The 20,498-nt window shown below is 40.2% G+C and carries 20 protein-coding genes; all 20 read left to right on the forward strand.

The features are described 5' to 3' along the window. The first annotated feature begins 492 nt into the window (after nucleotides 1-492). The 20 genes from CD138_RS01380 to hpt all read left to right on the forward strand — a co-directional run bounded on the left by CD138_RS01380 (nucleotide 493) and on the right by hpt (nucleotide 20,423). On the forward strand, nucleotides 493-1,260 hold the full coding sequence (locus tag CD138_RS01380; protein ID WP_019169752.1) for a TatD family hydrolase: 768 nt from the start codon (nucleotides 493-495) through the stop codon (nucleotides 1,258-1,260). A 27-nt stretch (nucleotides 1,261-1,287) separates the two neighbouring features. After that, nucleotides 1,288-1,827, forward strand: a complete 540-nt coding sequence (rnmV, locus tag CD138_RS01385; protein ID WP_026066935.1) for a ribonuclease M5 — start codon at nucleotides 1,288-1,290, stop codon at nucleotides 1,825-1,827. A gap of 4 nt (nucleotides 1,828-1,831) precedes the next feature. Next, nucleotides 1,832-2,722, forward strand: coding sequence for a 16S rRNA (adenine(1518)-N(6)/adenine(1519)-N(6))-dimethyltransferase RsmA (gene rsmA, locus CD138_RS01390; RefSeq protein ID WP_019169750.1), 891 nt, complete (start codon nucleotides 1,832-1,834; stop codon nucleotides 2,720-2,722). Between the two features lie 99 nt (nucleotides 2,723-2,821). Beyond that, on the forward strand, nucleotides 2,822-3,088 hold the full coding sequence (gene veg / locus CD138_RS01395; RefSeq protein ID WP_019169749.1) for a biofilm formation stimulator Veg: 267 nt from the start codon (nucleotides 2,822-2,824) through the stop codon (nucleotides 3,086-3,088). 1,083 nt (nucleotides 3,089-4,171) lie between these two features. Then, entirely contained in the window at nucleotides 4,172-5,020 is an 849-nt protein-coding gene (gene ispE / locus CD138_RS01400; RefSeq protein WP_019169428.1) for a 4-(cytidine 5'-diphospho)-2-C-methyl-D-erythritol kinase, read from the forward strand. Between the two features lie 21 nt (nucleotides 5,021-5,041). Beyond that, the gene (gene purR / locus CD138_RS01405; RefSeq protein WP_026066914.1) at nucleotides 5,042-5,863 is read left to right on the forward strand and encodes a pur operon repressor; all 822 of its coding nucleotides are present in this window, start codon (nucleotides 5,042-5,044) and stop codon (nucleotides 5,861-5,863) included. Between the two features lie 22 nt (nucleotides 5,864-5,885). Next, nucleotides 5,886-6,266 (forward strand): RidA family protein, encoded by a 381-nt coding sequence (locus CD138_RS01410; RefSeq protein WP_019169426.1) that lies wholly within the window; start codon nucleotides 5,886-5,888, stop codon nucleotides 6,264-6,266. A gap of 74 nt (nucleotides 6,267-6,340) precedes the next feature. Beyond that, on the forward strand, nucleotides 6,341-6,655 hold the full coding sequence (gene spoVG, locus CD138_RS01415; protein WP_019169425.1) for a septation regulator SpoVG: 315 nt from the start codon (nucleotides 6,341-6,343) through the stop codon (nucleotides 6,653-6,655). 269 nt (nucleotides 6,656-6,924) lie between these two features. Beyond that, nucleotides 6,925-8,289 carry a bifunctional UDP-N-acetylglucosamine diphosphorylase/glucosamine-1-phosphate N-acetyltransferase GlmU gene (gene glmU, locus CD138_RS01420; RefSeq protein WP_019169424.1) on the forward strand — a complete coding sequence of 455 codons (1,365 nt, stop codon included), beginning with the start codon at nucleotides 6,925-6,927 and terminating at the stop codon, nucleotides 8,287-8,289. A 75-nt stretch (nucleotides 8,290-8,364) separates the two neighbouring features. Further along, complete coding sequence (locus tag CD138_RS01425; protein WP_019169423.1) at nucleotides 8,365-9,330, forward strand: ribose-phosphate diphosphokinase; 966 nt, start codon at nucleotides 8,365-8,367, stop codon at nucleotides 9,328-9,330. 137 nt (nucleotides 9,331-9,467) lie between these two features. Continuing rightward, nucleotides 9,468-10,121: a 50S ribosomal protein L25/general stress protein Ctc gene (locus tag CD138_RS01430; RefSeq protein ID WP_019169422.1), complete on the forward strand. Its 654-nt coding sequence runs from the start codon at nucleotides 9,468-9,470 to the stop codon at nucleotides 10,119-10,121. A gap of 433 nt (nucleotides 10,122-10,554) precedes the next feature. Continuing rightward, nucleotides 10,555-11,127, forward strand: a complete 573-nt coding sequence (gene pth, locus CD138_RS01435; RefSeq protein ID WP_019169421.1) for an aminoacyl-tRNA hydrolase — start codon at nucleotides 10,555-10,557, stop codon at nucleotides 11,125-11,127. 5 nt (nucleotides 11,128-11,132) lie between these two features. Then, the gene (gene mfd / locus CD138_RS01440; protein WP_373364637.1) at nucleotides 11,133-14,636 is read left to right on the forward strand and encodes a transcription-repair coupling factor; all 3,504 of its coding nucleotides are present in this window, start codon (nucleotides 11,133-11,135) and stop codon (nucleotides 14,634-14,636) included. Beyond that, nucleotides 14,626-16,158, forward strand: a complete 1,533-nt coding sequence (locus CD138_RS01445; protein ID WP_019169419.1) for a polysaccharide biosynthesis protein — start codon at nucleotides 14,626-14,628, stop codon at nucleotides 16,156-16,158. Before mfd ends, CD138_RS01445 begins: the two co-directional genes overlap by 11 nt. Beyond that, nucleotides 16,155-17,342, forward strand: coding sequence for a MazG nucleotide pyrophosphohydrolase domain-containing protein (locus CD138_RS01450; RefSeq protein ID WP_019169418.1), 1,188 nt, complete (start codon nucleotides 16,155-16,157; stop codon nucleotides 17,340-17,342). Before CD138_RS01445 ends, CD138_RS01450 begins: the two co-directional genes overlap by 4 nt. After that, a complete protein-coding gene (locus CD138_RS01455) occupies nucleotides 17,329-17,586 on the forward strand; it encodes an RNA-binding S4 domain-containing protein (RefSeq protein WP_019169417.1) in 258 nt (85 codons plus the stop codon). Before CD138_RS01450 ends, CD138_RS01455 begins: the two co-directional genes overlap by 14 nt. A 27-nt stretch (nucleotides 17,587-17,613) precedes the next feature. Continuing rightward, complete coding sequence (locus tag CD138_RS01460) at nucleotides 17,614-18,003, forward strand: FtsB family cell division protein (protein ID WP_019169416.1); 390 nt, start codon at nucleotides 17,614-17,616, stop codon at nucleotides 18,001-18,003. 139 nt (nucleotides 18,004-18,142) lie between these two features. Further along, on the forward strand, nucleotides 18,143-18,520 hold the full coding sequence (locus CD138_RS01465) for a S1 domain-containing RNA-binding protein (protein WP_014614797.1): 378 nt from the start codon (nucleotides 18,143-18,145) through the stop codon (nucleotides 18,518-18,520). 84 nt (nucleotides 18,521-18,604) lie between these two features. Continuing rightward, entirely contained in the window at nucleotides 18,605-19,894 is a 1,290-nt protein-coding gene (gene tilS, locus CD138_RS01470) for a tRNA lysidine(34) synthetase TilS (protein ID WP_019169415.1), read from the forward strand. Continuing rightward, nucleotides 19,884-20,423: a hypoxanthine phosphoribosyltransferase gene (gene hpt / locus CD138_RS01475; protein WP_019169414.1), complete on the forward strand. Its 540-nt coding sequence runs from the start codon at nucleotides 19,884-19,886 to the stop codon at nucleotides 20,421-20,423. Before tilS ends, hpt begins: the two co-directional genes overlap by 11 nt. The last annotated feature ends 75 nt before the right edge of the window (nucleotides 20,424-20,498 follow it).

Genomic DNA, 20,498 nt, shown 5'->3' on the forward strand with positions numbered 1-20,498 from the left:
CGCCCCTCACAATCATCCTTCAGTTTTTGGGTGTGTGAAGAGAGGATGAGTGCCTCAAACTGAAAATGGTGGTTTGAAGTGATTGGAAGTAAACCGTACGTCATAAAGTACGCCCCTCACAATCATCCTTCAGTTTTTGGGTGTGTGAAGAGAGGGTGAGTGCCTCAAACTGATGAATGGTGGTTTGAAGTGATTAGAAGCAAACGGCATGTCGTCAAGTACGCCCCTCACAATCATCCTTCAGTTTTTGGGTGTGTGAAGAGAGGATGAGTGCCTCAAACTGATGAATGGTGGTTTGAAGTGATTAGAAGCAAACCGTACGTCATAAAGTACGCCCCTCACAATCATCCTTCAGTTTTTGAGGGGAGTAGGTATTAGGAGATTAATGAGTGCCTCAAATGGGGATTGATGTGTGGAATGTTTTTAATGTGGTAATAGTGAAGTAATGTATGAATAGGATAGTGTGATTTTGAATGATGGAGGAGGATTTTGATGTTAATTGATACTCATGTGCATTTGAATGCGGATCAATATGACAAAGATTTAGAGGATGTGATTCAACGCGCGCTTGATGCTGGCGTGGATCGCATGTTTGTTGTCGGTTTTGATACGAAAACGATTGAACGTGCAATGCGATTGATCGAGGATTATGATTTTATTTATGCGATTATTGGTTGGCACCCAGTTGATGCGATTGACTTTACGGAGGAGCGTTTAGCGTGGATTGAAAAATTAGCGAAACATCCTAAAGTGATTGGTATTGGTGAGATGGGCTTAGATTATCATTGGGACAAGTTACCGAAAGATATTCAAAAAGAAGTGTTCCGCAAACAAATTGCGTTAGCGAAACGTGTGAAATTGCCTATCGTGATTCATAACCGAGAAGCGACACAAGATTGTATCGATATCTTGATGGAAGAGCATGCTGAAGAAGTAGGCGGTATTATGCATAGTTTCAGTGGTTCTCCAGAAATTGCTGATGTCGTAATCAACAAGCTGAATTTCCATATTTCATTAGGTGGACCTGTGACGTTTAAAAATGCAAAACAACCTAAAGAAGTGGCCAAACATGTGCCATTAGAACGCCTACTTGTTGAAACAGATGCGCCTTATTTAACGCCACATCCATACCGTGGTAAACGGAATGAACCTGCACGTGTCGTTTTAGTGGCAGAAGAAATTGCGCGATTACGTGGTATTTCATATGAAGAAGTGGCACGCCAAACAACGGAAAATGCAGAAAAACTATTTGGGTTATAAAGAAACAAACATAAAGAAGGTGCAATGGTGAAAATCAATGAATTTATTGTAGTAGAAGGCCGTGATGATACAGAGCGTGTGCAACGTGCTGTGACTTGCGATACGATTGAAACAAATGGAAGTGCGATTGACCAAGATATTTTAGATGTGATACGTCAAGCCCAAGAAACGCGTGGTGTGATTGTATTAACGGACCCTGATTTCCCGGGTGATAAAATTAGAACGACGATTCGTGAAGCGGTGCCGGGTGTAAAGCATGCCTTTATTGACCGTGAACGTGCGAAAAATAAGCGTGGGAAAATTGGTGTCGAACATGCCAGTCTAGAAGATATTCGTGAAGCACTAATGCACGTGTCAACGCCGTTATCTGAAGCACATGAAACGATTAGTAAAGGTGTGCTCATTGATCTAGGTCTCATCATTGGCCCTGTTGCAAGACATCGCCGTAACCTTCTTGGCAAGCGTTTGCACATCGGTCATTCTAACGGAAAGCAGTTATTAAAAAAGCTTAATGCATTCGGCTATACGGAAGCGGATGTACGTCGAGCATTAGAAGAAGAGGAGTAAAGATATGCATGATAAAGATATTGCCACGCCATCAAGAACACGTGCACTATTAAATCAATATGGCTTTAACTTTAAAAAGAGTTTAGGTCAAAACTTTTTAATCGATGTGAATATTATTAATCGTATTATTGATGCAAGTGGGATTGATCGCACGACAGGTGTCATTGAAATTGGGCCTGGGATGGGTTCACTCACAGAACAGCTCGCTAAAAATGCACAACATGTTTTAGCTTTTGAAATTGATCAACGCCTTATTCCTGTGCTTGACGATACATTATCGCCTTATGACAATGTGACGGTAATCAACGAAGATATTTTAAAGGCGAATGTGGCTGAGGCGATTCAACAGCATTTGTCTCACTGTGAGAAAATTATGGTCGTTGCGAATTTGCCTTATTATATTACGACACCCATATTATTAACATTACTCGAGCAAGATTTGAATATCGACGGCTATGTGGTCATGATGCAAAAAGAAGTCGGTGAACGTTTAAATGCACAAGTCGGTACGAAGGCATACGGCTCATTATCCATTGTGGCACAATATTACACGGAAACATCTAGAGTGCTCACAGTGCCGAAAACGGTCTTTATGCCACCGCCAAATGTGGATTCAATTGTTGTCAAATTAATGAAGCGTGACACACCTATCGTGGATGTGGATGAACCGAATACGTTTTTCAAAATGACGAAAGGCGCGTTTAGCCAAAGACGTAAAACGATTTACAACAACTACCAAACGTTATTTGAAAATGGTAAAGAACAGAAAGAGTCGATTTTACAATGGCTTGAGCAAGCGGGAATAGACCCAAAACGACGCGGTGAAACGCTATCGATACAAGAATATGCACGTTTGTATGCGGAATTGGAAAATTTCCCTAATTTGTCCTTATAAATTGATTGACAACGGCTTTCTACCTTGCTAAAATTAAAATTTTATTTGACGAAACACTTCGAGATGTGTTATAATACACTTGTAGCGAGGTGGAGCAATATGCCAAAATCTATTGGAGACATCAAAAACTCTCTTGATTGTCAATTAGGAAATCGTATTGTACTGAAAGCTAATGGTGGTCGCAAAAAAACGATTGAACGTTGCGGCGTGTTGACTGAGACATACCCATCAGTGTTCGTTGTTGAATTGGACCCAGAGAAACATAATTTTGAACGTGTATCTTATACTTATGCAGATGTATTGACGGAAAATGTTCAAGTGTCATTTGTAGAAGATGAGTTACAACAAGAAGTTATCGCACAATAAAAATACAGAGACTATCTACATAATAACCATTCTACCGATGTGAGTAGAGTGGTTTTTTAATGTGTCGCGATGTCAAACGTTTGCTTGGTGAATGATTTATGTGATTGGGCAAATGTACAAGATTTTCTGCTTGTTACCCGGTGCAATGCTTCAATGAGGGTCATCATAACTTGCATCAAACTTTTTAAATCGCGTTATCCTTGTTAAACTAAGGCGATGAATTTTTGTGATACGTGGTTCTTGTACACGTGAAATTGTGTGGAACAACGGTGATACGATGATTTGATTTTGATAGCGTCTCATCATTTGTTGATCTTGGAACATTAAGTTTTCCTAGTCCATATGTTTTTATTAATGATAACAAAACAGCCAAAAATGAGAATGAATGGACGTCATCATTGGATGTTATGGGGGTGTCTTCATTCATTCATGATTTTGATATTCAATTGCTAAATTGGGCGAGACTCCTGAGGGATGAAATCGAAAACAAAATGACATCTTCTAACTTTTATAATGGCTACTGTTTAACGCAGTAGCTGTCTGGGACTGGGACATTATGAAATGCCCATCTCTATTTATCGTGAAGCTATATCTACAGTTGATGATAATAACGACGAAAATGAGGAAGAGTTGGGCATGAAAAATTGATGATATGGATTGCCCTCATATCAGAAACTTGCCCTCTGTTCCAGTATTTGGAGTATGATTGCCAGAAGGCTGAGACTCTTGAGGGATCAGCTGGTCCGGAAAATCCACTAACGCTTCTACAAATGTAACAGTTTAATCAAGCGTTAGTTAGTTGAAGGGCCAGCCCCTAAGAAATGCGAAGCCATGAGGGCAATCAAAAATACAATTCATAGCGGAAGGGCAAGTTAAACAAAATATTGCATCAATACCATCAAAAATATTTATGTCCCATCCTACATGTCAATTGATGGACTGATATTCATTGTTGATGATGAAGCCATTTGCCGGCATGTGGCATGTATGGGCAAAGAAGCGTCATTTTTAACTGTATGAGCGCACTTATAAACGGTTATGTGTTAAAATCACAGTAATACCATTTGGAAAGAGGAAATTGGAATGATTTATGAAACAGCTCCTGCTAAAATCAATTTGACATTGGATACTTTGTATAAAAGAGATGACGGTTATCATGAAGTTGAAATGATTATGACAACGATTGATTTGAACGATCGCCTTTCATTTGAAAAAAGAAATGATTCGCGCATCGTTTTAAAAGTGGATGAAACGTTTATTCCTTCTGATGATCGTAATTTAGCTTATCGAGCAGCACTTTTGATGAAAGAAACATACAAAATTAAGCAAGGTGTAACGATTACTTTAGAAAAAAATATCCCTGTCGCAGCGGGTCTTGCAGGAGGCTCAAGTGATGCAGCTGCAACTATGCGTGGGATGAATCGTTTGTTTGAATTAAATCGATCTCTTGATGAATTGAGCGAGCTTTCAGCAGTGATTGGTTCAGATGTCCCTTTTTGTGTGCATGGTACAACGGCACTTTGTAAAGGACGTGGTGAAATTCTTGAGATTTTACCGAAAATGCCTTCAGCTTGGGTCATTGTTGCCAAACCACAAGCGGGTTTATCGACACCAGAGATTTATGGAGGGCTAGATTTGAGTCAACCTTTTCCAGTTCATACAGAGCAATGTTTAAAAACAATTGAAGCAAACGACTATGATGCGTTATGCAAGAGTCTGTCTAACCGCTTAGAGCCAGTTTCTATGCAGCTCCAGCCCGAAATTGCTAAAATCAAATCGAATATGCTGAATAACGGTGCGGATGGTGCATTGATGAGTGGGAGCGGTCCAACGGTATATGGCTTTGCACAACGCGAACGACAAGCGCGCCATATTTTTAATGCGGTGAGCGGTTGTTGTAACGATGTCTATCTCGTGAGAACACTGGGGTAAAAAGGAGAAAGGGTGACAGCAGTGCGATACAAAAGAAGTGAACGTATTGTTTATATGACACAATATTTAATTAATAACCCGAATAAACTCGTCCCACTGACATATTTTGTGACCAAGTTTGAACAAGCAAAGTCATCTATTAGTGAAGACGTTCAAATTATTAAAGATACATTGGTTAAAGAAGGATTAGGGACAGTGGAAACGATATCTGGCGCAAGTGGGGGTGTGAAATATCGCCCGCAAATGCAAAAGGATGAGGCGCAAGCGGTGATTGATGAAGTGATTGCTTTACTGCAAGAAAAAGAGCGCTTATTGCCTGGGGGATACCTATTCCTCTCTGATCTCATGGGGAACCCTGCATTGTTAAAACGTGTAGGTCGACTCATTGCGACGATTTATATGCAAGAAGAGTTGGATGCGATTGTGACGATTGCCACAAAAGGGATTTCGTTGGCGAATGCTGTGGCAAGTGTACTCAATTTGCCTGTTGTCGTCATTCGTAAAGACAATAAGGTGACTGAAGGTTCAACGGTTTCAATCAATTATGTTTCAGGATCGACAAGAAAAATCGAAACAATGGTATTATCTAAACGTACGTTAAAGGAACATTCAAATGTGTTGATTGTGGATGATTTTATGCGTGCTGGTGGTTCAATTAATGGGGTGATGAATTTAATGAATGAGTTTAAAGCCCACGTAAAAGGGGTATCAGTACTTGTAGAATCCAAAGAAGTCAAACAACGACTGATTGAAGATTATACTTCCTTAGTACGTCTCTCTGATGTCGATGAATACAATCAAGAATTTAAAGTCGAGTCAGGGAATAGTCTATCTAAATTTTAAAGGTTAAAGGAGCGTTCAATCTTTGAAAATCATTAACACGAACAATGCACCTAAAGCAGTTGGACCTTACTCACATGCTTCAATCGTCAACGGACTCGTTTACACTTCTGGTCAAATCCCATTGAATTTAGACGGAGAAATTGTAAGCGATGATGTAGAAAAGCAAACTGAGCAAGTGTTGGAAAATCTTAAAGCGGTATTGGATGCTGCTGGGTCAGATTTGAATCACGTTGTTAAAGTTTTAATCTTCTTATCGGATATGGAAAACTTTCAAAAAGTGAATGAAGTATACACAAAATACTTTGACACACACCGTCCTGCGAGAAGTGCAGTGGAAGTCGCACGTTTACCGAAAGATGTTAAAATAGAGATTGAAATGATTGCTGAGGTTAAAGAGATATAATCAAAAAGTTAAGATGATGACTTCTTGAAACATACTATTAAAGTATACTTAAATTACTATAGGGGGCTCACTACATGAAAGTGACAGACGTTAGACTTAGAAAAATACAAACAGATGGCAGAATGAAAGCCTTAGTATCGATTACCTTAGATGAATCATTCGTTATTCACGATTTGAGAGTGATTGAAGGTAATACAGGCTTATTCGTAGCTATGCCAAGCAAACGCACACCAGATGGTGAATTCCGCGATATCGCACATCCGATCAACTCTGAAATGAGACAAGAGATTCAAGATGCGGTAATGAAAGTATATGATGAAACTGATGAGGTTTTACCTGCTCAAAAACCAGCATCAGAAACATCAGAAGGTACAGAAGAAGTTGAATAGTTTTTTCTTTTATGAGGTTTTGTCATTGTTGCGATGGCAAAGCCTTTTTTATTACGATAGTTGAAATGTGGACGTTCTAGCCATCATTTTTATCTGAGAAGCGGTGTAAAATAGTGTTGAAAAGGTTGTTTCGTCGCACATGTTAGGCAACGTATAACTGGAATGTCTAAAGTGTTGAATTGGCTTTTATAGGTTTACGCCTTGAAAGTGTGTGTAGGGTTAAATTATAATTGTATAGAAGTGTATAAGATAATGGAGGGTTCATTGCCATGCAAAAACATGCAATCGTTTTAGCAGCGGGTAAAGGCACAAGGATGAAATCGAAGCAAGCTAAAGTTGTGCATCACGTTGCCGGGAAGCCGATGATTGGTCATGTAATTGATCAAGTGCGTGCTTCTGGTGTTGATCAAGTTGTGACTATTGTCGGTCATGGTGCGGAAAGTGTGAAAGAGAAGTTAGGGGATGCTTCTTTATACAGCTTTCAACAAGAGCAACTGGGTACGGCACATGCTGTAAAAACAGCAGTTGAGCATTTATCAGCAAAAGAAGGGATTACACTTGTCGTTTGTGGTGACACACCATTAATTACAAGTGCAACATTGTCTCGTTTGGTGGCACATCACGAACAAGAAGGCGCGCAAGCTACGGTATTATCAGCGACAGCGCCACAACCATTTGGCTATGGTCGGATTGTGCGTGATGAAAAAGGTCAATTGACAGAGATTGTTGAAGAAAAGGATGCAAATGACAGTCAGAAAGCAATCACTGAAATCAGCTCAGGTATTTTCGCTTTTGACAATCAAACGCTATTCGAGATGTTAGAACGTGTAGATAACAACAACGCGCAAGATGAATACTACTTGCCACAAGTTTTAACGTTAATACTTCAAAATGAGGGTAAAGTCGCAGTTTATCATACAGATGATTTTGAGGAGATCATGGGTGTCAATGATTGTGTGGCGTTAAGTCGAGCTGAAAAAGCTTTTCGCCAACGCATCAATACGTTCCACATGCACAATGGTGTTACTTTGATTGACCCAGATTCAACTTATATTGGGGCTGAAGTTGAAATTGGTCCAGATACGATAATCGAACAAGGTGTGCAGTTGTCTGGCCGTACAGTTGTTGGTGAAGGCGTTACAATTGGCCAATATTCTCAAGTACACAATAGTCACATTCATGACGGTGTAACCATTAAGCATTCTGTCATTACTGATGCAGTTGTTGGTGCCCAATCTACAGTAGGACCATTCGCGCAATTGCGTCCAGGTGCGGATTTGGGTAAAGCAACGAAAGTCGGTAACTTTGTTGAAATTAAAAAAGCCCGCTTAGACGATGAAGCCAAAGTATCACATCTCAGCTATATTGGTGATGCAGAAATTGGGGCAAGAACGAATGTCGGTTGTGGTTCCATCACTGTGAATTATGATGGCGTTAATAAGTTTAAAACGATTGTAGGCAAAGATGCATTTATTGGTTGTAATACAAATCTCATCGCACCTGTTACTGTCGGGGACGGTTCGCTCATTGCAGCGGGTTCTACAATTACAGACGATATTCCTGACAATAGCTTAGCACTCGCGCGCTCAAAACAAGTGACAAAACCAGGATATATGACTCAAAAAGAGCAGTAGTTTCACATGAAAGACTAAAATCGGTCTGTTGTAATCAAAAAGAGTGACCAAAACAAAATTGGAGGATTCATAATAATGTTAAACACCGAATATAAAAATTCGTCTTTGAAAATTTTCTCATTGAAAGGTAACGAACCACTTGCACAAGAAGTCGCAGATCATGTAGGTGTTGAATTAGGTAAATGTACAGTTAAACGTTTTAGTGATGGTGAAATTCAAATCAATATTGAAGAAAGTATTCGTGGTTGTGATGTATTTATTATCCAACCGACTTCTAACCCTGTAAATGTACATTTGATGGAACTTCTTATTATGATTGATGCATGTAAACGTGCTTCAGCAGCCAACATTACCATTGTTGTGCCATACTATGGTTATGCACGCCAAGACCGTAAAGCGCGTAGCCGTGAGCCGATTACAGCTAAATTAGTAGCTGACTTATTTGAAACGGCTGGCGCAGATCGCATGATTGCATTAGATTTACATGCGCCTCAAATTCAAGGATTCTTTGATATTCCGATTGATCACTTAATGGGTGTGCCTATCTTAGCAGAGTATTTCTTGAACAATGAAGAAATCGACCCAGAAAATTGTGTTGTTGTATCACCGGACCATGGTGGTGTGACACGTGCACGTAAGTTAGCGGATATCCTTAAAACGCCAATTGCCATTATTGATAAGCGTCGTCCTAAACCTAACGTAGCAGAAGTGATGAACATCGTTGGTGAAATTGAGGGACGTACAGCCATTATTATTGATGACATTATTGATACGGCAGGTACAATAACTTTAGCAGCGCAAGCATTAAAGGATAAAGGTGCAACCAAAGTATTCGCTTGTTGTACGCACCCTGTATTATCAGGCCCAGCGAAAGAACGTATCGAAAATTCAGCGATTCAAGAATTAGTCGTAACGAACTCAATTCAATTAAACGAAGAGCAAAAGCCTAACAATATCGTAGAGCTTTCTGTAGCAGAATTGTTAGCACAAGCGATTGTACGTGTGTACGAACGCGAATCTGTCAGTGTATTATTTGACTAATACGTGTTGACTTATGATCGACCCTCGTGTAAAATGGGTCTGTTCGTGTCATTACGGACAAATACACACTTGCAAGCAACGTAGGTTGATGGGCAAGTGCAGCACAAATGTGTGCAATGGAAAGGTGGAAAATGAATATGGCTTCATTAAAGTCTATTATTCGTCAAGGTAAACAAACTCGCGGTGACTTACGTAAAATCCGCGAAGCAGGTAAAGTACCAGCAGTTGTTTATGGTTACGGTACAAAAAACGTTTCAGTTAAAGTTGATGAAGTAGAATTCATCAAATTGATTCGTGAAGTTGGACGTAACGGTGTTATTGAACTTGGTGTAGGTTCAAAACAAATCAAAGTAATGGTATCAGATTATCAATACGATTCACTTAAAAACCAAATTACACATATTGACTTCTTAGCAATCGATATGTCTGAAGAACGTACTGTAGAAGTACCTGTTCACTTAATTGGTGAAGCACCTGGTGCTAAAGAAGGTGGCGTAGTTGAACAACCATTATTCAACTTAGAAATCACTGCTACACCAGACAGCATTCCTGAATATATCGAAGTGGATATCAGCGAATTAAACATCAACGATAGCTTATCAGTAGCAGATGTTAAAGTTTCTGGTGACTTCACTATCGAAAACGAAGCTGAAGATACAATCGTTTCAGTTGTTGCACCTACTGAAGAGCCAACTGAAGAAGAAATCGCAGCAATGGAAGGCGAATCTACTCAAGAAGAGCCAGAAGTTGTGGGTGAATCTTCAGACGAGGAAGAAAAAGAAGAAGAATAAAAGTGATGATCGTATCACTGCAAAAAGAGCTGAGCCGTATAGGTATCAGCTCTTTTTGGCGTTGTCGCTAGCGCTTGATGATATTCAATGCGTTCGTACACGTATTCAGTGATGATGCAAAGTTCAAAATGTGGGGTGTTGAAGTGGTGTTTGTCTCATTATCGTCTAAGTCAAGCGTTCATAATTTGTGCGGATGCATCATTTATAAAATCATGCATAAAGGCGTCAAACATAGTATGCGTAACGATTCGGGTTTGCATGACTCTGTGTAGCGTTGTTGAATTCGCGATATATTGTGGGTGTTTCGGATAGAAGTTCTATAATAGGAGTAGGACGATTCACCAAGTTCAAGGTCAAATGTGTTAATATAGGGATATTAAACGCAAATGATGATGAAAATAGCGTAGGAGAAAGACAAACATGGAGGTCAATGATGAAGTGTATTGTAGGCTTAGGTAATATAGGAAAAAAATATGAATATACGCGCCATAATATCGGTTTTGAAGTCATCGATCATTTACTAGATAGACATCAAATCAAACTCGACAAGCAAAAATTTCGTGGCGCATATACGATAGAGCGTATCAATGGTGAAAAAGTGATGCTCATCGAACCATTGACATTGATGAATTTGTCGGGAGAAGCAGTTGCCCCTTTGATGGATTATTATGACGTTGAGATAGATGATTTGCTCGTACTGTATGATGATTTAGATTTAGCACAAGGTCATGTACGTTTACGTCAAAAAGGTAGTGCAGGTGGACATAACGGCATGAAATCAATCATTCAAATGTTAGGCACGAGTGACTTTAAACGCATTCGCATTGGCATCGATCGCCCTTCGAATGGGATGGCGGTCAAAGATTATGTATTGCAGCGCTTTTCAACGAATGAAATGAAAGTGATGGATACAGTCATTCAACATGTGGCAGATGCAGTAGAAGCATTTATAGGTAATGAAAAATTCGAAAACGTAATGAATCGATATAATGGTGAGGCGAAGTGAAATCAATAATCAATGAAATCATAAATAGAGACTCGAGATTTAAAGATTTAGCAGAGCAAGTCGGTCAATCCAATGTGCTCGTGACGGGGTTAACGCCTGCCGCAAAAGCATCCATCATTGCGGAACTGTATCAATCGGACCATCGCCAAGTCGTGCTGGTCACGAACAATTTGTATCAAGCAGACAAGATTGAAGCGGATTTATTACAGTTTGTTCCGGATGATGAGGTGTATAAATATCCTGTTCAAGATATCATGACAGAAGAATTTTCAACGCAAAGCCCGGAATTAATGAGTGAGCGTGTACGCACGTTGACAGCGCTCGCGAATGAACGTCGCGGGTTATTTATCGTCCCTTTAAATGGTCTGAAAAAGTTGCTGACACCGAAAGCGATGTGGCGCGACCATCAAATGAGTTTTGAAGTGGGCGATGATATTGAGATTGACACATTTTTAGAAAAGTTAGTGAGCATGGGATATCGACGTGAATCTGTCGTATCCAATATTGGTGAATTTTCGGTACGTGGAGGCATTATCGATGTCTATCCGCTACTTGGAGAACCGATTCGAATTGAACTGTTTGATACGGAAGTCGATTCGATTCGTCAGTTTGATGTAGAGACACAGCGTTCGTCGGAAAATGTGACACGCGCAGAAATTACGACAGCGCATGATTATATTATGACAGAACCAGTGCGCCAACATATGATGACAGCGTTGAAGTCAGCTTACGAAACAACGCGTCCTAAGATTGATAAGTCGGTCCGTCAAGATTTAAAAGAGACATACGATAGCTTTCAAGTGATTGAGGAGACACATTTCGATCCACAAGTGTTACGTCGTTTAGTGGCTTTCATGTACGACACACCTACAACGATTTTAGACTATCTCAAAGACAACGCGGTCATTTTAGTAGATGAATACAATCGTGTGCGTGAGACAGAGGAATCGCTCACTGTAGAAACAGAAGACTTTTTACAAAATTTGATTGAAAGCGGTAAAGGTTTTATCGGCCAACGTTTTATGGATGATGACGCATTTGATCGAATGTTACGCCAATTTAAAATCACATTTTTCACGTTGTTTACTGCTTCAATGCAAATGAAGTTAGACGATATCATCAAGTTTTCATGTAAGCCGGTACAACAATTTTATGGGCAATACGACATTATGACTTCAGAATTCCAACGCTATATGCGACAAGAAGATCGTGTCGTTGTCATGGTAGAAACGGCAACGAAAAAAGAACGTATTCAGGCGATGTTAAGTGAAATGCACATTCCTACACTGTTAGACCCTGATGTTGAAACGATGGCACCGGGACATGCGGCGATTATTGAAGGCAGCTTGTCGGAAGGTTTCGAACTGCCTTATATGTCGCTTGTTGTGGTGACAGAGCGTGAATTATTTAAGTCAAAACAGAAAAAGAGTACGAAAAAGCGTCGCAAAACGTTAAGTAATGCTGAAAAAATTAAATCGTATCAAGAATTGAATGTTGGCGATTATGTCGTACACGTGCATCACGGTGTCGGACGTTACCTCGGTGTAGAAACATTAGCAGTGGGTGATGTACACCGCGACTATATCAAAATTCAGTACCAAGGTACAGACCAACTTTTTGTGCCTGTTGATCAAATGGAGCAAGTGCAAAAATATGTGGGTTCAGAAGATAAATCGCCAAAACTGTATAAGCTAGGCGGCAGTGAGTGGAAGAAAACGAAAGCGAAAGTTCAGCGTAGTGTAGAAGACATTGCAGATGAACTGATTGCGTTGTACAAGGAACGTGAACAATCGGTCGGTTATCCATTTGGACCAGATACGGAAGAACAATATGCATTTGAAATGGACTTCCCATATGATTTAACGGAAGACCAAGCGAAATCCATTATCGAAATTAAAAATGATATGGAAAGCCAAAAACCTATGGACCGACTATTATGTGGTGATGTCGGTTATGGTAAAACAGAAGTGGCTGTTAGAGCGGCATTTAAAGCAGTCATGTCAGGGAAGCAAGTCGCGTTTTTAGTTCCGACAACGATTTTAGCGCAACAACATTACGAAACGTTGATTGAGCGGATGCGTGACTTCCCTGTCGAAATTCAGTTGATGAGTCGTTTTCGCACAGCAAAAGAAGTGCGTGAAACGAAAGAAGGCTTGAAATCAGGTTTTGTTGACATTGTGGTCGGCACACATAAATTGCTCGGTAAAACAGTCGAGTATAAAGATTTGGGTCTGCTCATTGTCGATGAAGAACAGCGCTTTGGTGTGCGTCATAAAGAAAAAATTAAGCAGTTAAAAGCCAACGTCGATGTGTTGACGTTAACTGCGACGCCAATTCCACGTACATTGCATATGAGTATGTTAGGAGTGCGTGATTTATCAATTATTGAAACACCACCAGAAAACCGCTTCCCAGTGCAAACGTATGTCCTAGAGCAAAACACGAACTTTATTAAAGAAGCTTTGGAACGAGAACTTTCTCGAGATGGCCAAGTGTTTTATCTCTACAACCGTGTAAGCTCCATTTATGAAAAACGTGAACAGCTTCAAATGTTGATGCCAGACGCTTCCATCGGCGTTGCGCACGGACAATTGCCAGAGCGTGACTTGGAAGAAACGATGCTCGACTTCATCAATGGAGAATATGATATTTTAGTCACAACGACGATTATCGAAACGGGTGTCGATGTGCCGAATGCGAATACACTCATTATTGAAGATGCGGATCGTTTTGGCTTGAGTCAGCTGTATCAATTACGTGGACGTGTCGGGCGTTCGAGCCGTATCGGTTATGCTTACTTCCTTCATGCTACAAATCGTGTGTTGAATGAAGTGGCTGAAGAACGTCTCCAAGCGATTAAAGAATTTACCGAACTCGGCAGTGGTTTCAAAATTGCGATGCGTGATTTGAACATTCGTGGTGCAGGTAACTTGCTCGGTAAACAACAGCACGGTTTCATTGATTCTGTCGGTTTTGACTTGTATTCACAAATGTTAGAAGAAGCAGTCAATGAAAAACGTGGCATTAAACAAGAAACAGCAGCGCCTGAGCTTGAGTTAGACTTGAAACTCGATGCCTACTTACCAGCAGAATATATTCGCAATGAACAAGCGAAAATTGAAATTTACAAGAAGTTGAGAGCGACTGAAAGCATGGAACAATTGATGGACATTAAAGATGAATTGCTCGATCGTTTCAATGCGTATCCAACAGAAGTCGAACAGTTGTTAGACTCAGTGGAAATTAAAGTCCATCTGCTTCATGTTGGTGTGCAGTCAGTGAAAGATACGGGTAAAGCGATTGAAATTTTACTGACACAAAAAGGAACGAATGATATTGACGGTGAAGCGTTATTTAAAAATACAATGGCGCTCGGTCGTGCGATGAAAGTCGGCGTGCAAGAGGGTTGTATGAAAGTGACATTGACGAAAGGGAAACAATGGTTAGAGTCACTGAAGTTTTTAGCGAAGACGTTGGAAGAAAGTTTGAGACTCCCAGATGAAATCTAAAACAGCATTTAATGGCGTTATCGTTCTGACGCTGGGGTTGATTGTCGTCAAAATATTGAGCGCTTTATATCGTGTCCCTTATCAAAATGTGCTCGGTGATGAAGGCTTGTATGCGTATCAACAAATTTATCCAATTGTCGCATTAGGTGTTGTGTTGTCGAGTAATGCGTTGCCGAGTGCATACACACAGGTGCTTGGGCATCAGCGTGTATCGAGACCTTTCTTTATTCGGTTATGTCGAATATTGACAGGTGTAGGTCTTGGCATTTGCGCTATGATGTTCATCGGTGCTAAAGCGGTCGCGCTGTTAATGGGGGACCCGCAATTAACGCCGATGATACGTGCGGCAAGTTTTAGTTTTGTTTGTGTTGGGGCGCTCGGTCTATTGCGTGGTTATTTTCAATCGAAATACGAAATGCACATGCCTGCGTATTCACAAGTGTTGGAACAATTCGTGCGCGTCGGTTTAATCGGTGTCGTGATTGGGTTGTTCATCTCTCGAGACGTATCGATTTATCAGGCGGGCACTTGGGCGATTTTCGCGTCAACAGCGGGCTTTGTCATTGCGACGATGTTTTTAACGTTCAAAAGTCATTTTCCTGTAGAACAAATCGAACAAGAAAGTTTACAGTGGCGTCGTTTTCTCGTCGCAACGGTCATTTTTGCGATCAGTCATTTAATCGTCATTTTATGGCAAGTGGTGGATAGTTTTACAGTGGTGAATATGTTGCGTTATGGCACGAATTTAACCTTTGACGAGGCGATTACCCAAAAAGGAATTTTCGATCGTGGTGCCTCCTTTATTCAAATGGGGCTCATCGTCACAACAACATTTTGTTTCGTGTTAATTCCACTTTTGACAGATACGAAGAAAAATGGGCAATTGCAACAAATGCACAGTTACGCGAATGCCTCACTGAAGATTACGATTGTGATCAGCAGTGCAAGTGGGATTGGACTGATTAACTTAATTCCATTGCTCAACCGTGTCTTTTTTGAACGTGAAGAATTGACGGGGACATTATCGCTTTATATGTTAACGGTCATCTTTGTGTCACTCATTATGATGTACATTGCATTGTTAGAAGTGCATGAACAGTTTCGGATGATTATGAGCGCACTCTTAATCGGATTGGTGACTAAAGGCGTGCTCAATATTATCGCAATTCCGTTGTTCGGTATTTTTGGTGCGAGTGTGGCGACAGTGAGTTCTTTAGTCGTATTTGTCATTGTCTTACATCACCGTGTCGTACAACTCTATCGTCTTCACGCGTTGAGAAAATTTTATGTCAAACTGGTTTTAGCTTTATTGGTGATGACAGCTGTTGTACAATTATGTCATTATCTCATTCCTGCTGAGACACGTTTTGGCGGTTTGGTTGAACTCCTTATTGCAACAATGGTGGGCGTGGGTAGCATCATCTTTATGCTCCTCTACCTCAATATTTTAAGCGAAGAGGAATGGAAGCATTTACCGTTTGGAGATAAAGTCATTTCGTGGGAGAAAGGAAGAAAATCATGACACAGCAACTGACAATTATAGGATTAGGGAACTATGGTTTAGACGAATTACCCGTGAGTATATACAAATTAATTCAACAACAATCTAAAATTTACGTGCGTACGAAAGACCATCCCGTTATCGCGCAATTGGAAGGCATCGATATCGAAAGTTTCGATGATGTGTACGAAGCGCATGAGACGTTCGAACCGGTGTATGAAGCGATTACTGAGCGTTTGTTCGAATATGCGCAACATGAGGATATTGTCTACGCTGTGCCAGGTCATCCGCGCGTAGCTGAAACGACGACACAGTTGCTATTATCGAAAGCCTCTGACCATGATGTTGACGTCAAAGTGTTAGGCGGACGCAGTTTTATTGATGATGTGTTTGAAGCGGTGAATGTTGATCCTAACGATGGCTTTACAATGTTAGATGCTACGGCGTTAACGGTAGATATGCTCAATCCACGAACAGCGACCATTGTGACACAGGTTTATAGCGATATGGTGGCTGGCAGTTTAAAGCTATCATTAATGGAACGTTATCCGGACGATTTTGAAGTGATGGTCGTTGATGGGGCACATCAAAGTGGTGCACAAGTGACACGTTGTCCGATTTATGCATTAGATCATGATGTGACGTATACGAATTTAACGAGTGTCTTTGTACCGAAAGTGACTGATGAGACGGCGCTGTATGGTGATTTTGATTATGCGGATCAAGTGATTGCACGTCTAGTCGATGATGAACACGGTTGCCCTTGGGATAAAGTCCAAACGCATCAAACGTTAAAGCGTTATTTACTTGAAGAAACGTATGAGTTATTTGAAGCGATTGATAACGAAGATGATTGGCATATGATTGAAGAGCTCGGTGACATTTTGTTACAAGTATTATTGCATACGAATATTGGCCGTAAAGAAGGGTACATGGATACGCGAGAAGTCGTCGCAAGTTTAACTGAAAAAATGATTCGACGTCACCCACACATTTTTGGTGATGAAACTGCGCAAAATGTAGAAGATGTCAAATCGATTTGGCAAACAGAAAAGCAAGCAGAAGGTAAAAAAGAGCGCGTCAAATTTGAGAAAGTATTTGCGAGCCATTTCTTAAAATTGTATGATGAAGTCAAAAATAAAGACTTTACGGAAGAAGCATTAAAGGCTTATTTAGAACGGGGGGATAGTGATGAGACTCGATAAGTATTTAAAAGTTTCACGATTAGTTAAACGTCGTACACTTGCTAAAGAACTGAGTGATCAAGGTCGTGTTGCGGTGAATGGAAACACTGCTAAAGCGGGGACAGACGTGAAAATAGACGATGAGTTAGTGATTCAATTTGGTCAAAAGATCGTTACGGTTAAAGTCACAGGATTAAACGAACATGCGACAAAAGAAAATGCTAAAGGGATGTTCGAACTTGTTAAAGAAGCGCGTATTCAGTAAAGGGTAAATAAAGAAAGGTGACGCCCCATGGCCCAAAAAATTCAAAATATCGGCAACCAATATACAAGCCAAAAAAATGCTAAAAAACAGCGACATGAGCGCCGAAAAAAGGTTGTTAAAAAGCGCATTTCTGTTTTCGGTGGAATTTTGCTCGCCATCATTATTGTGCTGTTAATCATGTTGGTCGTACAAGTGAAAGGGAACCACGAAGCATCCATTGAACGTCAAAAGAAAGAAGAGCAATACCAAAAGTTGCAAGACCAAGAAATTGAACTAAAAGAACAATTGAACAATCTGAACGATGATGCGTATGTCGAAAAAATTGCGAGAGATGAGTACTATTTAAGTAATGATGGTGAAATCATCTTTAAATTGCCAGAGGATGCTAAGAAAGACCAACAGTCCGAGAAAAAGTAGTACACTTTTAGATTTGGATTGTTAACAAGTAAAAAACGTAAAGAAAAAAGGCGATGTTCAATTTGCCATTGTGAAAACAGTTAAACAAACGTATAATAGAACTATATATCGAACTAAAGCGGGAGGATGCATTATAACAATGTCAATCGAAGTAGGAAGTAAGTTAAAAGGTAAAGTCACTGGTATCAAAAAATTTGGTGCATTCGTGGAGTTGCCTGAAGGAAAAAGTGGGCTAGTTCATATTAGTGAAGTAGCAGACAACTATGTCGAAAATGTAGAAGACCATTTAACAGTCGGTGATGAAGTAGAAGTAAAAGTATTATCTATTGCAGATGATGGTAAAATTAGTTTATCTATTAAAAAAGCAAAAGAGCGCCCACGTAAGCAAAAGCCGGCGCAAAAACCAGAAGACTTTGAGAAAAAGCTATCGAACTTTTTAAAGGATAGTGAAGACAGACTTACTTCTATTAAGCGTCAAACAGAATCACGACGTGGTGGCAGAGGTTCACGTCGTTAAAGTATGCATAATCACTTAGAGGTTGAGAAACGAAGGATAACTTTGACTCTCAGCCTCTATTTTAATGTAGGAGTGACCATCAATATGCAACAACATTGGAAAGTGACAGATCATATCGTCGTTGCTGTTTCGACAGGGATCGATAGCATGGTGTTACTACATCAATTGTTACACGATGTTGCATCCACCTATCGCCAATTGACTTGTTTACACGTACATCATGGCTTGAGAGCAGCATCTGATGAAGAGGCGGCGTTTATCGAGCGGTATTGTGAACAGCATGAGATTCCGTTCTATATGAAACGATTGGACTTGTCGGAAGTGGTGGCAGAAGGGCGAAGTATTCAAAATGATGCACGAGAGATGCGGTATGAATGGTTTGATAGGATGATGCAAGAGCTGAATGCAGATTGTTTACTCACCGCACATCACGAGGATGACCAAGTGGAAACCATTTTTTACCGGTTGTTCACAGGGAAAAGTACACGCAATGCACTCGGTATGACGCCTGTTGACGTGCGCAGGGGATATCGTGTGTTAAGGCCATTGTTAAACACACCAAAGCAGGTCATTCAAGCGTATCAACAGCAACACGATGTCCCTTATTTTGAAGATGTGTCCAATGCAAGCAATGCGTACGTCCGTAATGATATTCGCAATCGCATTTTGCCTCAGATTAACGAGAATGCGCAGTTACAGTCAGCGCAGTTGTTAAAACTTAAAGCTTGGCATGATGAAGCGTTCATGTTGATGGCGCGTGAAGTGGACCACTTTATTGAGCGATTTGTGACAACAAACGCACATTCCATTACAGTATCAAGAAACGCATTTAACGGTTTGACGTACCATGTTAAAATGTTAACCTTAGATACGTTGTTGCGACAATTTGATGATACCGTTACGATAAGTGAGCGTACTTATGCAGATTGGTTTCAAAAATTGGCCAGTTCAGTGGCACAAACACAATTGTTGCACACAAACCAATGGCATGCTGATATCGTGTATGATAAATTAGTAATAATGGCCCCAATGCAAAAAAGCATAGATACATATACTGTACAAGTAACTGAAGCGGGAACGTATCGTTTTGGTCATTACACTGTTCAGATCACTGACATGTCTGCTTTGCCTGAGTCGGAATTGCGCATTCGTGCTCGTCAATCCGGCGATCGCATTACTCAGTATAACGGTCATCATAAAAAAGTATCACGGCTGATGATTGATGCGAAAGTTCCTGCATATTTGAGAACAGAAATGCCAGTCATCGAAACGGCGTATGGAGACATTTTAGCTGTTGGCACATTGTATATTCAGCAAGACTATCAAGATGTAATTAAGATTCAATTTATGGGAGATGACATACATGAAAAATGATGTAAAAGAAGTGTTACTCACGGAGGATGACATTCAAGAGATTTGTCGTACATTAGGTGAAAAACTCACAGCAGATTATCAAGGGAAAGATCTGTTTTGTGTAGGGATTTTAAAAGGCTCTGTTTTATTTATGACAGACCTCATTAAGCACATCGACTTGCCACTTGCGATTGACTTTATGGATGTATCAAGTTATCACGGTGGGACGGAATCAACAGGTGAAGTCCAAATTTTAAAAGATTTAAGTTCATCAATCGAGAATAAAGATGTTTTAATCATTGAAGATATTCTTGAAACGGGTACAACATTAAAATCAATTACTGAATTATTGCAATCTCGTCGTGTGAACTCATTAGAAATCGTGACATTACTCGATAAACCGAACCGTCGTAAAGCGGATATTGAAGCCAAATATGTGGGTAAAAAAATTCCTGATGAGTTTGTGATTGGTTATGGTTTAGACTATCAAGAAAAATATCGTAATTTACCTTATATTGGTACGCTTAAACCTGAAGTGTACGCAAAATAGTCATGTTCAATGGGTTTTATCCACAACGTTGATAAAAGTCAATTACTAGCCATTTGTGTAACAATTATGGTAAAA

This window comes from Staphylococcus intermedius NCTC 11048, assembly GCF_002902385.1.
GTDB classification, from domain to species: Bacteria; Bacillota; Bacilli; order Staphylococcales; family Staphylococcaceae; genus Staphylococcus; species Staphylococcus intermedius.